General features: G+C 69.6%; 11 protein-coding genes and 1 pseudogene. 8 read left to right on the forward strand and 4 right to left on the reverse strand.

What is annotated here, in order from left to right:
- Nucleotides 1-167: 167 nt before the first annotated feature.
- The 4 genes and pseudogenes from rpmG (at nt 168) to ACZ4RZ_RS20405 (ending at nt 980) form a co-directional block, all read left to right on the forward strand.
- The gene (gene rpmG, locus ACZ4RZ_RS20390; protein WP_467746335.1) at nt 168-332 is read left to right on the forward strand and encodes a 50S ribosomal protein L33; all 165 of its coding nucleotides are present in this window, start codon (nt 168-170) and stop codon (nt 330-332) included.
- A 26-nt stretch (nt 333-358) separates the two neighbouring features.
- Nucleotides 359-525: pseudogene (locus ACZ4RZ_RS20395) on the forward strand (50S ribosomal protein L31); the annotation flags it as partial.
- 36 nt (nt 526-561) lie between these two features.
- The gene (gene ykgO, locus ACZ4RZ_RS20400) at nt 562-684 is read left to right on the forward strand and encodes a type B 50S ribosomal protein L36 (protein ID WP_189186548.1); all 123 of its coding nucleotides are present in this window, start codon (nt 562-564) and stop codon (nt 682-684) included.
- 41 nt (nt 685-725) lie between these two features.
- Nucleotides 726-980, forward strand: a complete 255-nt coding sequence (locus ACZ4RZ_RS20405; RefSeq protein ID WP_467746337.1) for a hypothetical protein — start codon at nt 726-728, stop codon at nt 978-980.
- Between the two features lie 225 nt (nt 981-1,205).
- Here the strand turns inward: ACZ4RZ_RS20405 and ACZ4RZ_RS20410 are convergent, their stop codons facing one another.
- The 3 genes from ACZ4RZ_RS20410 to ACZ4RZ_RS20420 all read right to left on the reverse strand — a co-directional run bounded on the left by ACZ4RZ_RS20410 (nt 1,206) and on the right by ACZ4RZ_RS20420 (nt 6,251).
- Nucleotides 1,206-1,760 (reverse strand): HPP family protein, encoded by a 555-nt coding sequence (locus ACZ4RZ_RS20410; protein ID WP_467746339.1) that lies wholly within the window; start codon nt 1,758-1,760, stop codon nt 1,206-1,208.
- 335 nt (nt 1,761-2,095) lie between these two features.
- Nucleotides 2,096-3,085 carry an aldo/keto reductase gene (locus tag ACZ4RZ_RS20415; RefSeq protein WP_467746341.1) on the reverse strand — a complete coding sequence of 330 codons (990 nt, stop codon included), beginning with the start codon at nt 3,083-3,085 and terminating at the stop codon, nt 2,096-2,098.
- A gap of 406 nt (nt 3,086-3,491) precedes the next feature.
- Nucleotides 3,492-6,251: a SpoIIE family protein phosphatase gene (locus ACZ4RZ_RS20420; RefSeq protein ID WP_467746343.1), complete on the reverse strand. Its 2,760-nt coding sequence runs from the start codon at nt 6,249-6,251 to the stop codon at nt 3,492-3,494.
- 249 nt (nt 6,252-6,500) lie between these two features.
- Here ACZ4RZ_RS20420 and ACZ4RZ_RS20425 point away from each other — a divergent pair, with 249 nt between their 5' ends.
- Nucleotides 6,501-7,628 carry a PP2C family protein-serine/threonine phosphatase gene (locus ACZ4RZ_RS20425; RefSeq protein ID WP_467746344.1) on the forward strand — a complete coding sequence of 376 codons (1,128 nt, stop codon included), beginning with the start codon at nt 6,501-6,503 and terminating at the stop codon, nt 7,626-7,628.
- 306 nt (nt 7,629-7,934) lie between these two features.
- Nucleotides 7,935-8,546 carry a hypothetical protein gene (locus ACZ4RZ_RS20430; protein WP_467746346.1) on the forward strand — a complete coding sequence of 204 codons (612 nt, stop codon included), beginning with the start codon at nt 7,935-7,937 and terminating at the stop codon, nt 8,544-8,546.
- A gap of 196 nt (nt 8,547-8,742) precedes the next feature.
- Here the strand turns inward: ACZ4RZ_RS20430 and ACZ4RZ_RS20435 are convergent, their stop codons facing one another.
- Nucleotides 8,743-9,687 carry an NAD(P)H-binding protein gene (locus ACZ4RZ_RS20435; protein ID WP_467746348.1) on the reverse strand — a complete coding sequence of 315 codons (945 nt, stop codon included), beginning with the start codon at nt 9,685-9,687 and terminating at the stop codon, nt 8,743-8,745.
- Nucleotides 9,688-9,814: 127 nt separating this feature from the next.
- On the opposite strand from ACZ4RZ_RS20435, the gene ACZ4RZ_RS20440 reads away from it, so the two are divergent.
- Nucleotides 9,815-10,663, forward strand: a complete 849-nt coding sequence (locus ACZ4RZ_RS20440; protein WP_467746349.1) for a LysR family transcriptional regulator — start codon at nt 9,815-9,817, stop codon at nt 10,661-10,663.
- 303 nt (nt 10,664-10,966) lie between these two features.
- Entirely contained in the window at nt 10,967-13,429 is a 2,463-nt protein-coding gene (locus ACZ4RZ_RS20445; RefSeq protein WP_467746351.1) for a SpoIIE family protein phosphatase, read from the forward strand.

Consider the following 13,429-nt stretch of genomic DNA (forward strand, 5'->3'; position numbering starts at 1 on the left):
TCCGACCGCACAACGTCGTCCGCCCGTACAACACGGCGAAAGACGAACCCGCCGGGTCGTCCCGGCAGGGCGGGAGACGGGAATGCGGTGACCAGGTCCGCTGTTACAACGCACGTAGCTGACATGCGCGAGTCAATATCGCGTGGTGTGGGCGGAAGGAGAACCTCATGGCACGCAGCAGTGCGCGTCCCGTCGTCAGGCTGAGGTCGACGGCTGGGACCGGCGTCACCTACGTGACGCGCAAGAACCGTCTGAACGACCCCGACCGGCTTGTGTTGCGCAAGTACGACCCGGTGGTCGGCGAGCACGTCGCATTCCGGGAGGAACGCTGAACCGAGCCCGGGGTCACCGGGCGGCCAGGACGATCGCGTGGGAGTACGGCAACAGCTACCCGCTGATCGACGATGTCGAGATCTCGCGGGCGAGCCGCCGTTCTGCACCGGGGTGTGGCGGGTCGTGGTCAGTGCCGGCCGCGCGCAGCGCTTCGAGCGTCGCTACGGTCGCGCGGCCGCGGCCCGGTGCTGAGCGCGGGCCGGTGTCCGGCAGGAGGAGAGCAGAGCTATGAAGGTGCGCAAGTCCTTGGCTTCGTTGAAGTCCAAGCCCGGGGCGCAGGTGGTCCGTCGGCGGGGCGTGGTCTTCGTCGTCAACAAGAAGAACCCGCGGTTCAAGGCCCGCCAGGGCTGACACCCGGGGAGACCCCGCCAGGGCTGACACCCGGGGAGACGATGGCGGGACCGGTCCTCGCACCGCGCGAGGACCGGGTCGGCCCTCCCCACCGTGTTCCTCGTCGTCGTCACGCCGACGACGACGCCGGCGGCGTCCTGCGCGTCTTGGGGCGCCGGGTGCCGAAGCTCCCTGCGTCCGACATTCGCCAACAGGTGCTCGGTGATCGCGGCGGCGAGGGCCTCGGCGCAGACTGCCACTCGACGGAGGCGGGGCCGGCCGCCCCACAGCGCACCCGCATCGAGTGCAGCGCGTGAAAACGAGCTGACCAGCCGCGGGGATGACCAACATTTCGGCGCAGTTCCCGAAGAGCGGGAACCACATGGGCAGGAACAGCAGCAGAGCCGGAGGAAACCGGAAGGCAGCGCCTGTACGGGGATTCGCCAACCCGTAGACGAAGCTGATCACGATGGACGGGACCCCGATAGGGGTGCCTCAGAGGCGCACCCGTCATCTCCTGGCCGGTTCGCGGCCCTGTCGGCTCACCACCAGGAGGTGGGGTACACCCCTCGCTGCAGACGGGCGGAGACCATTTGCACCACGACGAGCAGCACCGCACCGGCGGCCAGCAGGGGTACGAAACGATCGGCAGGCGGACTGGTGAGCATGATCATGACGGCAGTCGCCATGGCCGGCGGATGGGCCGCCTTGAGGACGAGCACAAGTCCGCAGGCGATGCCGCAGGCCACGGCAGCGGCCCAAGGGCCGTGCCAGCCGAGGGCGAGCACCGCGAAGCAGACGAGGCAGGACAGCATGTGGCCGCCGATGACATGGCGGGGCTGCGCGAGAGGTGAGTCCGGAGTGGCGGTGACGATCGCCATGGTGGCCGCGAGTGGCGGTATGAGCACCGATTGGTGCGCGAGCGCTCCCATGGCCACCAACGCGGCGAGTCCGACCGACGTGGTGATGGCGGCCGACGCGACCGTGCGCCGGGGCAGCCGCGGTTCGTCGGGCTTCCGCCAGCGCATCGCAGGCCGCTTCGTCGGGCGCGCCGGGGCATCCACGGTTCCGGGCATCCCGGGCGCGTCACATGCCATGAACGCGGCATTCCTGTCCGGACGGGAGGCCGAGAGCGGCAGAGCCGCCCGGCCGCCCAACCGCGTGCGTCCGCGTCAGGCGGAGGGGAGGCGCGATCTCTGGACTGCCGGTCGGTGTGCACACCTGCGGGGCGCACGGAATCAGCATGCGAACTCCTCGGAAACGCCCCCGCTTCCGGCCCACGGCGGCTCGTCGTCCGCGAAGGCGGGGATCATGTCCAGCATCCTGACCTCGGCGATGAACGCCTGTCCAAGCCCCCTTCCTTATCGCTCGATTGAGGGCCTCTATCGAACGGCTTCCGTGTGGGCCGCTGCCGGGTCCGGTTGGGCGCGTGTCAGAGGTTCACGCTCTTCATGCCGGCCTCGTCGTAGCGCTCCCCGGTCGGTGCGGGGAGTTCGGCCTCGATGCGTGCGAGATCCGTCTTCGACAGCTCGACGGCCACAGCGCCGGCATTCTGATCGAGATAGGTACGGCGCTTGGTGCCCGGGATCGGGACCACGTCATCGCCTTGCGCGAGCACCCAGGCGATCGCCAGCTGCGCCGCCGTCACGTCCCTCTCCGCGGCGATTTCCTTTACCTTCTCCGCGAGCCTGAGGTTCGCCTTCAGGTTGTCGCCGGTGAAGCGGGGGCCGCTGCGGCGAAAGTCGTCCTCGTCGAGCTCGTCGGGGGAGGAGAACCGGCCCGCAAGGAAGCCGCGGCCCAGCGGCGAATAGGGGACGAACCCGATTCCGAGTTCTCGGCAGGTGGGCAGGACCTCCGCCTCCGGGTCACGCGTCCACAGGGAGTACTCGGTCTGTACCGCCGTGATCGGATGAACAGCGTTCGCACGGCGGATGGTCTCCGGCCCGGCCTCGCTCAGACCGATGTGACGTACCTTGCCCTCGGCGACCAGCTCCGCCATGGCGCCGACGGTCTCCTCGATCGGCACGTCGGGGTCGACGCGATGCTGGTAGTAGAGGTCCACATAGTCGGTTCCCAGCCGCTTGAGCGAGCCGTGAATCGAGCTGCGCACGTGCTCGGCGGAGCCGTCCTGGCGCCCGATCGTGCTCATGTCACCCGCAACAGCGTCGTCCATCCGGTAGTTGAACTTCGTGGCGATCACGTACTGGTCGCGGTGTCCCTTGATGGCGCGGCCGACGAGTGTCTCGTTCGTGAGTGGCCCGTAGACCTGCGCGGTGCCGAGGAAGTCGATGCCCAGATCGAGGGCGTGCCGGATGGTCCTGATGCCCTCGTCCTCGTCGGTCGTGCCGTAGAAGGCGGACATCCCCATGCAGCCGAGGCCGATGGCTGACACCTGGAGGTCTCGCAGCCTGCGCTGATCCATGTGAGAACCGACCTTTCCCTGCAGAGTTGATCCTCGCTCCGAGAAGTGCGTGGCGGATGCCGCGAACTCCTGACGGCCTCTGCGGCCTTCATCCATTTAGCTGTGGATTCCGTGCGTCGGCATCTCGATGCCGCGATCCCCGCGAGGACGATCGCCCGCTGGAGTATCTGCGGGCTCGGGGGTCGCCGGCGAGGTCCCGCTCAAGCGGCTCAGGCACGCTGTCGCCTGCTTCCCGTCCGTCAGCGAGATCTGGCTCTTCCTCCTGGCCGCCTACCAGCGAGACCGCGACCTAGCCGCATCGTGAAGCGCTCACTCAGTCAGACCCCGCCACGAAGTTCTCGACGACCCGCCGGCGCCGAGGGAAACGGAGCCAAGAGCAACGGCATTGTCCTGGGCCGAGCCGTCGTCACGTCGGGGTTCCCGGGCCGGCTGCCCCCTCGTCCGGGAAGAGCGCCTCCGCATCGGCCAGCGACAGGGTGGGCCCCTTATCGGCGGCCGGCAGCGCCTGCTCGGCCCAGATCACCTTGCCCTGGGGCGTGTACCGGGTGCCCCAACGCTCGGTTATCTGCGACACCAGAAACAGGCCCCGGCCTCCCTCGTCCATCGTCGCGGCGTAGCGCAGGTGCGGGGAGGTGCTGGTGCCGTCGGCCACCTCGCAGATCAGCGTACGGTCGTAGATCAGCCGTACGTGGATCGGCTCGGAGCCGTAGCGGATGGCGTTGGTGATGAGCTCGCTCAGGACGAGTTCCATGCTGAAGCCGAGTTCGGACAGGCCCCACTCGTCGAGCTTGTGGGACACGGCGTCGCGCATCCCCGCGACGGCGGCCGGGTCGAGCGGTACGTCCCAGTCGGCGATCCGGTCGGGCGGCAGCCCCCGGGTGCGGGCGATGAGCAGGGCGACGTCGTCCTTGGGACGACCGGGCAGCAGCTCGTCCAGGACGGCCTGGCAACTTTCCTCGGGCGGCCGGTTGGGGTGGCCCGCCAGTGCAGTGCGCAGCATTTCCATCCCCACGTCCAGGTCGCGCCTGCGGTCCTCGATGAGGCCGTCGGTGTAGAGGACGAGCTGGGCGCCTTCGGCGACGTCCAGCTCGGCGGTCTGGAACGGCATGCCGCCGAGGCCGAGGGGAGGCCCGGTCGGCAGGTCCGGGAAGGTGACGGTTCCGTCGGGTTGGACGAGCGCGGGTGCCAGGTGCCCCGCGCGCGCCATGACGCAGCGGCGCGTCACGGGGTCGTAGATCGCATACAGGCAGGTGGCGCCCAGTATTCCCGCGGCACTCTCGGTACCCGCCTCGTCCTGGTCGATGCGGCCGACCAGGTCGTCCAAATGGCTCAGCAGCTCGTCGGGCGGCAGATCGAGGGTGGAGAAGTTGTGCACCGCGGTCCGCAGCCGCCCCATCGTGGCGGCCGCGTGGAGGCCGTGGCCGACCACATCGCCGACGACCAGCGCCACCCGGCTGCCCGGCAGGGGAATCACATCGAACCAGTCGCCGCTCACGCCCGACTGCGCGGGGAGGTAGCGGTAGCCGACGTCGACGGCGCTCTGCTCGGGCAGGGCCCGCGGGAGCAGGCTGCGCTGGAGGGTGACCGCCATGGCGTGTTCGCGGGTGTAGCGGCGGGCGTTGTCAATGCTGACCGCCGCACGGGCCACCAGTTCCTCCGCCAGCGACAGCTCCTCCTCGTCGAAGGGCTCGTGCTCCTTGCAGCGCCAGAAGTTGGCCATGCCCAGCACGACGCCGCGGGCTTGGATCGGGGCGGCGATGAGGGAATGGATGCCGTAGTCAATGATCTTCTTGGTGCGCTCCGGGTCCTGCGCGTGCCAGCCGGTGGCGGTCGACAGGTCGGTCACCAACTCGGAGCTGCCGGTGCCGTAGCCGCGCGCCTGGGGCGTGGACGGCAGAAAGTCGATGAGCCGGCCCTTTTCGTAGAGCGGATGGTCGTTCCGGATGCCGCACACGGCGGTGCGTCGGATGCCCGTCGCCGTGCGACCCGGTTCCTCGCCGTGCAGCACGGTGTCGGCCAGGTCCACGGTGACGAAGTCGGCGAAGCGGGGGACGGGGACCCGCGCCAGCTCGTCGGCGGTGCGCAGCACGTCCAGCGTGGTGCCGATGGCGAGTCCGGCGTCGTACAGCAGCTTGAGCCGCTCCCGTGCGATCTCCGCCCTGCCGGTCAACGCCTGCAGCTCGGTGGAGTCGCGCAGTGTCACCACCGTTCCCCTGGGACCTCCGTCGCGTTCCATGGGTCGCTGGTTGACCGCCAGCAGCCGCTCTCCCGCGAAGTGCACCTCGTCAGTGGCCTCGCGGCCGGATTCGAGCAGCGCCACCGTCTCGGGGTCGAGACTCGACAGCTCCGACACGCGCCGTCCGTCGACGTCCGGGGGCAGCTCCAGCAGCCGTCGCGCCTCGTCGTTCGCCAGCAACAGCCGCCCGTCGTCGGCGACGATGAGCACCCCTTCGCGCACGGAGTGCAGCACCGCGTCGTGGTGGTCGTACATGCGGGTCATCTCGTCCGGGGCCAGGCTGTGGGTCTGTCGCCGTAGTCGCCTGGTGACCAGTGCCGTGCCTGCGGTGGCCAGCGTGAGCGCCCCGGCGCCGGCGCCGAGGATGATCGGTAGTTGCCGCCACGCCTGCTGGGTCACGTTCTTGACCTTCAGTCCGGCCGAGACGAGGCCCACCACCTTGCCGCGCATGTTCTCGATGGGGACGGTGGCCTGTACCTCGTGGCCGAGCGGGCCGTGGACACTTTCCGTGTAGACCTTCCCAGCCAGCGACGGCCCGATGTTGCCCACGAACCGCTTCCCGATCCGGTCCGGGAGGGGGTGGGTGTAGCGGATGCCCTTGGTGTCCATGACCACGATGAAGTCGACACCGGCGGCCTTGCGCCCTGCCTCGGTCAGCGGCTGGAGAATCTTGCTCGGCTCAGGGCTCTGCAGTGCCACCAGGACACCGGGAGAGTGCGCGAAGGTCTGCGCTACGGCTATGGAGCGGCGCACGGCCTCGGCGGTGGTGTCCCGTTTCGACTGCAGGGCGAGGGCGATGACGCCACAGGCCACGAGCAGCACTACCAGGGCCACCTGGAAGACCAGCACCTGCCCGGCTACGCTGCGCGGGCTCTTGCTGACCAGTGGCCGGAGTGAGATGCGTCGAAAACCGGCGAAACGGTTCGCCATGTGACCTTTCTAGCACTGGTGATCCCGGGTGGCCATGGCCCCTCCGGGGAGGGATCCCCATCCGGCTCGGCCTCGGGGGCCTGCTCGGGCCCGCGTTGCGCGACCTCTTCGACCCGGCGGTTTTCGTCGCGCTGCTGTATCTCTCGATCGAGCGGACCGGGCATCCGCGGTTCGATCGGTCGATCCTCGCGCATGAAGTGCCTGATCCGCCAGAGCCCAATGCACACTTTGACCGATATGATGCATTTTGTGATCATGTCTGGACGGCTGCGGCACCGTCGTCCCCTCTACCTCGGCCAATGGGGAGTTGCCCAGCTGGCACCGGTGATCCTGACCGTCGTCCTCACCGGCCTGGCGTTCTCCACACCGAGGGAGATCGCCGTCAGCCGCCTACTGCCCGCCGCACCCGCACTTGCCGCCGCGATGTGGCCCGTCCTCCCCACGATTCTGCTGGGGACGTTCTGCCTGCTCGTCATGATCAGCCTCAGCTTCTTCTACACCGACCTGGGGACGCAGTACACGGCGGCTGCGATCATCGCGGTCACGTTGGCGGCGGCATACGCGAGCCATGTCCGACTCCAGCGGGAGGAGATACTCCTCCAGGTCCGGCTCGTCGCCGACGCAGCCCAGAAGGTGCTACTGCGCCCGCTGCCGCGCCGTATCGAGAACGTCGAGATGGAGTCGCTGTATCTGGCGGCCCAGGAGCAGGCCCGGATCGGCGGCGACTTCTATGAAGCCGCCGACACGCGGTACGGGGTCCGGCTACTCATCGGCGACGTTCGGGGCAAGGGTCTGTCCGCGGTGGGGGCGGCCTCGGCAGTGATCAACTGCTTCAGGGAGGCCGCGTACGACGAGCCCGACCTGAGGGGAATCATCCATCGTCTCGAGGCCAGCATCGCCCGCCACAGTGCTGTGTTTCCGACCAAGGACCGGCCGGAGCACTTTGCCACCGCTCTCATCGCCGAGATCCCGCGCGGCGGCGGCCACATCAGAATTCTCAACTGTGGGCACCCCCCGCCACTGCTTGCGCATCGCGGGAAGATCCGCGTCCTGGAGCCCACCACCCCCTCGCCGCCCCTCAACCTCGCGGCGCTCATCGGTGAGCACTACTGCGTCGACACCGTCGCCTTCACCCCGGGCGACCAGCTGCTGTTCTACACCGACGGCGTATCGGAGGCGCGGGACCGCGCCGGCGACTTCTTTCCGCTGTCGGAGTGGATGAGGCGGCAGGGCCTGGAACCGCCACCCCGCGAACTGCTCGACCGGCTTCACCGGGACCTGCTCGACTACAGCGGCGGACGGCTCGACGACGACATCGCGGCCCTCGCGGTGAGGTTCCCCAACACCCAGGGCCACGAGCACCCGGAGAGGCCCTAGTGGCGGGAAGCCATGGTGGGGGACTCGCCGATCGGCCGGGCACCGCACCCGGGATCACAGCCCGTACGACTGGACCACAGCCCGTACGATTGGGCGAGAACGGAGCGGAGGGCCTCCGCGGACATGTTCGCCGGGCCGAAGTCATGGGATGATCACGACGTCCGGACAGAACTCCGGACCCCGCGTTACGAGTCGTTCCTCGCGCGCGCCTGCGGCGCAACCGGTAGATGACAGACCGGAGGGCGGGGTACGTAAGGTGCCGAGCGCCGTCGCGCACACCACCCCTTTGCCGAAGGACTGTCGATCTTGGATCTCGCGCACCCCGAAATTCCTGCCGCACGCCGCCCGGGACGGATGTGGACCATCCGGGTCTCCGGCCACAGCGACCGTACCGCCTCCGTGACGTGCTCCTCCCCGTGCAACATGCCGCCCCGCTCCCGCGACCTGGGAGCACTGCGCCGCTTCGCCGAAGCCCACGCCGCCGCGCACGCTCGGGCGGCCAGCGTGCACCCGGACGCCGCCTGTGCCTGCCGGCAGGCACAGTGCGCAGCCCACGACGGGACTCAGGTGCACTGCGCGGGCAGCGTGGTCCTGGTCCTGCGCCACGATCCGGCCGTGGGTCAGGTCTGGACCCTGCTGGAAGTCTGCGCGGCCTGCGCACCGTTGATGACCCATACCCGCGTCGTCGGCCGCGCCCTGCCTCATACGCGCAAGGCGCCCACTGCGGCCGCGCAGACGTCCGCGCCCGCCGCCGCGGCGACGACACCAGTGGTACCCGGCGGCTTCAGCGCCCCGACCGGACCGGGGTTCAACAGCGCCGACACGCCCTCTGCGCCGTCGCGTCGTCGCTCGGGTGGGCGTGGCGGCCGTCCTCAGCGCCGGCAAGGCCGACAGGACCGGGACGGGTTCAGGGGCTAGAGCGGGTTCTTCGGATCATCCCGGGACGGCGGGGCTTGGCACGCGCGCCCCCGAGCTCCCGGCTGCGCTCGAGCAGGCAGCTACCCCTGCGCTGTCTTCGGTTGCCGACCCCCGATTTCCGGACTTCGCCCGAACGAGGGGACGCCGTCGCGTCGACGTCCTCCTCCGCCGGGCGGCTGCACACACCAAGCCCCGCTCACCGCCATTGGTCGGGTGCCGCGCCTGGGACCCGGCCTGATCCGAAAGCGCCCTGGGCCAGGACGGCCGGCTTGAGCACCTCCTCGCACCACTGGCGGAAGCCGGTGGGCGCGGACTGGGGAGTGCTCGGGGCGACGGCACCATAGAAACCCTGGTCCTTCAGGGCCTCCGTCATGTCGGCCAGTCCCTGCGCCCAGGCCTCGCTCGCCCCGAAGCGCAGCGCCGTCGCCTGGTAGTCCGCGCTGCTGGTCCGTTGGAGGCGCACCGGACGGTCCAGCACCTCGGAGACGACCCGCGCCATGCCCTCGGCGGACAGGTCGTCGGGACCGACCAGCGGGACGTCGTCCTGCCCGGTCCAGCGGCCGTCGAGCAGCAGCCGGGCCGCCGTGGCGGCGATGTCGCGGGTGGCGCAGGTGCGCAGAACGCAGTTCTCCGCCACCGCCAGGAAGAGCACACCCGCGTCGCGGATCGATTCGGCCTGGCCCAGCAGGTTCTCCATCAGGAACGGCGGACACAGCGCCCGGTAGTGGACGCCCGTGGCCATGATCGCCTCGTCCATGGCGAGCGAAGCCGAGATCTGCCCGGCGTTCCTCGCCACTCCGCGGCCCAGGGTCGAGACGCCGACGACCCGCTCGACCTCCTGGCGCCCGATCACCTCGAGCAGTGGCTCGGTGAAGTCGCGGAAGTGGCCCTCGACGCTGTCGGCCGACGGGGTCGGGGGTACCAGCCAGAACAGTCGGTCGGCGCCCGCGCACGCCTCCTTCAGAACGGCGGGATCGGCATGCGATCCCCGTACGACCTCGGTGTGTTCGCGCACCCGCGAGGAGAGGCGAGCGGGGTCGCGGGCGATCACCCGGATCCCCGCCCTGCCGTCCGGGGCGTCGAGGAGACGGTCGAGGACCTGGCGGCCGATCTGGCCGGTCGGGGTGGTGACGACGATCATGAACAAACTCCTGGCGGGAGGCTTCACTGGATGTCGTCGAGCCTGCTGCGTGGCGCGCCCGAACTGAAGGATCGATCCGCTCCCGCTTGTTACCCTCAGGGCAATACCGAACGGAGGGGAGAGAGCGTTGGAATCCCGCCCGCTGCGCTACTTCGTCGCCGTCGCCGAGGAGCTCAACTTCGCCCGGGCCGCCGAGCGGCTGGGCATCTCCCCGCCGCCCCTGTCCCGCGCGATCCGCCGGTTGGAGTCGCAGATAGGGGTCACCCTCTTCGAGCGGACCACCCACAGCGTGGCGCTGACTCCGGCCGGAGCGGTGCTCCTCGCGGAGGCGAGGATCGCGTTGGACGCGCTGCAGGCCGCCGAGCGGCGGGCCCAGCGAGCGGCCGCCCCGGAGCCGAAGCTGATCCTGGCGGTCAAAGCCGACGGGGACGGGGGACTGCTGGAGCCGATCCTGGCACGCTTCGCGTCCGAGCAGGCGGTCGTACCCGTCGCCGTCCGGCTGTGCGGCTGGCACGAACAGCCGCGACTCCTGCGCCAGGGAGAAGCGGATGCGGCTCTGGTCCACGAGCCCTTCGACCACACCGGCCTCGACACCGAGACGCTGATCGTCGAACCGCGCGTCGCGGCCCTTGCCGCCACCCACCCGCTCGCCGTCCGAGACAGCCTGGTCCTGGCCGACCTCGGTCTGCGCCCTGGTGACCTGCACCGCTATCTCGAGGAGATTCGCGGTGCGGGCCGCGACCTCGCCCAGCTGCTCATGCTCGTCGCACTGGGCGACGTCGTCCCCCTGCTGCCCGCCTCGGTCGCCGCCCGCTACCCGCGCCCGGGTGTCGTCTACCGGCCGGTCGCGGACGCCCCGCCCGCGGTCCTCGTCATCGCCTGGCCGCAGCAGTCCCGTTCGACGGCCACGGCGGCGCTCGTCCGCGCCGCCGCGTCCGCGGCCGACGCCGTGCGGGTCCGGCAGGCGGGCTGTTGACCTGGGAGGATTCAGCCACGTCAGATATCCCTCCGGCTGTCGGGCTTTCACCTCTGCATCCGGCCCTCGGCCGACAGGGCACCCACCGCGGAAGGCGTGTCGCCCCTGGCGCGTCCGCATGCCGTTGTGACGGCCGGCGCGACGACGTGGAGTGCCTCGGGCAGGGCCCAGGGTCCGTGGGTGCGTCCGGAAGCACGGTAGGCGTCGGCCGGGGCCCGCCCGGACGGCTCGGCCGTCGTCCGCCCAGACCGTGCACATCGGACGGTCAAGCAGGAACATGGTCTGGTGTAAGGGATGGAAACGATGGCATCTGTGCGCAATGGTTCCGACGGGCCCACTTCCTCAGAACCACGCGATTATTTCGATGCGTCCGTTGACGCGGCAGCGGTGGTATCCGCAGACGGTGTCGTGGTCGGCTGGACCAGGGGCGCTGAGGCGCTTCTCGGCTACCCCGCCCAAGAGGTCGTCGGCGGCTCTGTCGCGCCTCTGCTGGCGTTGCCCCAAGATCCCGCGCGTGCGGCCCGCATCGCGGAGCGGTGCCGCGCGGGCATGGGGTGGAGCGGTCTCATCCCTGTACGGCGCCGCGACGGCGGCCGTATCGAAGTCGACCTGCGGGTGTCCGCGTCCTTCCGCATCGGTGGAGACGAGTGTTTTCTGATCTCGGCGCGGGAGCAGAAGCAGCAATGGACGGTGGGTCAGTCCATCCTCGACGGCTTCCTGACCCGCTCGCCGGTCGGCATGGCGGTGGTGGATCTGCAGCTGCGCTACGTCTGGCTGAACGACACCTTGGAACACTTCGGCGGTGTGCCCCGTGAGCAGCGGTTGGGCCGTCGTCTGAGCGAGCTGCTGCCGGGGCTGCAGGCGGACACCATCGAGGGCCTGATGCGTAAGGTGCTGGTGACCCGAATCCCGGTCACCGACTACGAGTACGCGGGATGGAGTTGGGCCGATCCGCACCGCCAACACGCGTACTCCACTTCCTTCTTCCCCCTGATGGACGCCGACAACTCCGTCACCGGGGTCTGCTACATGGTCCTGGATGTCACCGAGCGGTGGAACGCCCGCCAGCTCTTGTCGCTGGTCAATCAGGCCGGGACCAACATCGGCAGGACTCTGGACGTGATGCGGACGGCTCAGGAGCTGGCCGACTTCGCCGTTCCGCGTTTCGCGGACTTCGTCATCGTCGATCTGCTGGAGCCGGTCCTGAGCACGGAGGGGCATGGCACGTGGCTGTCCGATGCCGGACCGGCCCCCGCCAAGCCCGCGATGCGCCGGGCCGGAATGAGCTCAGTGCGCGAGGGCTGCCCAGAGGCCGTGGCGCCGATCGGGGCCAAGGTCGACTTCGTCCCCCCGCCGCACGACGCGAACCTGCTCATCAACGGCGATCCGATCTTCATCCCGGTCCTCGACCCGGCAGACGACCTGTGGATTGCCGAGCAGCCTGCCAGGGTGGCACGCATTCGCGAGTTCGGACTGCACTCCCTCATCTCCGTGCCGATGCGGGCGCGGAACACCGTCCTGGGCCTCACCACGTTCGCCCGCTCGCTCAATCCCGTCTCCTTCCAGCCGGACGATGTCCTCTTGGCCCGGGAGTTGGTGGCGCGAGCGGCGTTGTGCGTCGACAACGCCCGCCGCTACACCCGGGAACACACGGCAGCAGTCACCCTTCAGCGCAGTCTGCTGCCCCACGCCCTGACGGGTGGAGAGGCGCTGGAGGTGGCCTCCTGCTATCTGCCGGCGGACGCGACGGGCGGGGTGGGCGGCGACTGGTTCGACGTGATCCCTCTGTCCGGCGCCCGTGTCGGCCTTGTCGTCGGCGATGTGGTCGGCCATGGCATTACGGCTGCCGCGAGCATGGGCCGGCTGCGCACTGCGGTTCAGACCCTGGCCGCCATGGATATGCCCCCTGAGGAGTTGCTGGCCCACCTCGACGACCTCGTGCTTCGGCTGAGCGATGAGGAGCCCGGCAACGAGTCGGCCAACCAGGCTCTCACGGCCTTCCTCGGGGCAACCTGCCTGTACGCCGTCTACGATCCGGTCACGAGACGTTGCACGATGGCCCGGGCCGGACATCCGCCTCCTGTCGTCGTCGCCCCCGACGGGCACGTCCACTTCCTGGAGCTTCCCGCTGGGCCTCCGCTCGGGCTGGGAGGGTTCGCGTTCGAAGCCACCGAGATCGAGCTCGCCGAGAACAGCCTGCTCGGTCTCTACACCGACGGCCTCGTCCAGGGAGCCGACCGCGCCATGGACCCGGGCATGTCCCGTCTCGGCGACGTGCTGTCCCAGTCCGACTCCAACCTTGAATCACTGTGCGCCTCCGCCGTGGAGCAGCTCGTGCCCGTGCCTCAACCCGACGACATCGCCCTTCTCCTGGCGCGCACGCACGCCCTGGAGGCCGACCATGTCGCCTCGTGGGATGTGCCCTCGGACCCGGCCGCCGTTGCTGATGTCCGAGCCCGGGCGACTCGCCAGGTGGCAGCCTGGGGCCTTGAGGAATTGGCCATGACGACGGAGCTCATCGTGAGCGAGCTGGTCACCAACGCGATCCGCTACGCCTCGCCGCCCGTACGGCTGCGACTCCTTCGGGACTCTCGTTTGACCTGTGAGGTCGCCGATGGCAGCAGCACCGCTCCTCGGCTGAGGCATGCCCGGAGCATGGACGAAGGCGGCCGTGGCCTGTTTCTCGTAGCCCAGCTCGCCCATCGCTGGGGTGCCCGGTACACCACTGGAGGAAAGGTCATCTGGGCCGAACAGGAGATCCCGTAA

It is taken from the genome of Streptomyces sp. NPDC027189, from assembly GCF_055566975.1.